This is a genomic window from Arthrobacter bambusae (genome assembly GCF_022606295.1).
GTDB lineage: Bacteria > Actinomycetota > Actinomycetes > Actinomycetales > Micrococcaceae > Arthrobacter > Arthrobacter bambusae_A.
In genome coordinates, this window is record NZ_JAHHZS010000096.1 from 1 (window position 1) to 1,426 (window position 1,426).

The following is a 1,426-nucleotide window of genomic DNA, read 5'->3' on the forward strand; positions in this document are numbered from 1 at the left end:
GAAGAGATCCGTGAGTTCATGCATGAGTACTATTTGCAGCCGCACGGGACGAGGAAGGTGTGGCTGGCCTCGACGTCGGTTTCGGAATGGACGTTCCGCAGGTGGCGCAAGATGATGGTCCAGGGCGATATCGACCGTGGCCTGATTCCGCGGGAGCATGGAGGCATGGTCCCAACGAATCGTGAGCTCTCCGCGTTTGAAAAAGCACGCGCGAAGGAAATGGCTGCCCACCGTGCCGAAGTCGAAAAACTCCAGAAGCGGGTGCAGGAGCTGGAGGATACGAATTCCGCGCTGGGAAAAGCTATCGGGCTCTTGCACGAGTTGAGCGTGCCCGAGCCCGATACAACCCCGACGAGCGCTCAGAAGGATTCATAGCGGCCGAGAACAGTCTGGTCTTGGCGCTGCATGTGATCACCGGCTCCCAGCGGACAGCGCTCGTGCTTGCGGGCGTGTCGCGCGGGACCTGGCATTACCGGTTCAATCCCCGTCCTGCGGTGCAGGACCCGATCCACCAGAGCGACCGGGCCTACGAATCCCGGATCAGCACCGCACATCAGGACCGGATCCTGGGGCTCATCCTGGCCGGCTGGGAGAAGGGCAACTCCGTTGACCATTCCTTCGCCACGGCCTGGGACAACGGCGTGCTGCTCGCCTCCAACCGCACCTGGTGGCGGATCGCGGCAGAGTACGAGGACCAGCAGGCCCGCCCAACCATCCCGCGCAAGCGTGGGGGCACGCGTGGTTCTCTTGAGAAGCCGGTGCTCAAGGCCTCCGGACCCTGCCAGGTCTGGTCCTGGGACATCACCGACGTCTATTCCAAGTGGCAGGGGAAGGTTTTCAAGGTGTACTCCATCATGGACATCTTCTCCCGGCAGATCGTCGGCTGGCGGGTGGAGGAACGCGAGTCCGACCACCTCGCCGCGGACATGTTCAAGACGGCCATCGCCCGGCACGGCGCCCCGGACACCGTGCATGCCGATTCAGGCCCGGCCATGAGATCAAACCTGCTCCGTGAGACCCTCACCGCCCACGGCGTGGAACTCAGCCATAACCGCCCGTACGTCTCCAACGACAATCCCTTCTCGGAGTCAGGGTTTCGCACGATGAAATACCGGCCCGGCTACCCCCGGACCTTTGACGATCTCAAGGCTGCCAGGGAGTACCTCACCGGCTACGTGCATTGGTACAGCACCGATCACAAACACTCCGGCATCGCGCTGTTCACACCATCACAAGTCCACGACGGCTCGTGGAAAGAACTCTGGAACAAGCGAGACAAAGTCCACCAGGACTACTACGAACTACACCCAGGAAGATTCCGCCAACGACCCAGCACACCGGCCCCCGCCACACACGCCGGGATCAACCTCCCCCAGACCAAAACACCCCAAAAACCAGCCCAGTGACTCCACACAGCTTGACAACT

General features: G+C 61.9%; 2 protein-coding genes. Both read left to right on the plus strand.

Translation table 11 applies throughout. From position 1 onward, the window contains the following. Positions 1–375 (plus strand): hypothetical protein (locus tag KNN17_RS22245; protein ID WP_241711091.1); only part of this gene is annotated, 375 nt, incomplete at its 5' end. Positions 376–395: 20 nt separating this feature from the next. Further along, the gene (locus KNN17_RS22250) at positions 396–1,406 is read left to right on the plus strand and encodes a DDE-type integrase/transposase/recombinase (protein WP_241711093.1); all 1,011 of its coding nucleotides are present in this window, start codon (positions 396–398) and stop codon (positions 1,404–1,406) included. Positions 1,407–1,426 lie beyond the last annotated feature (20 nt).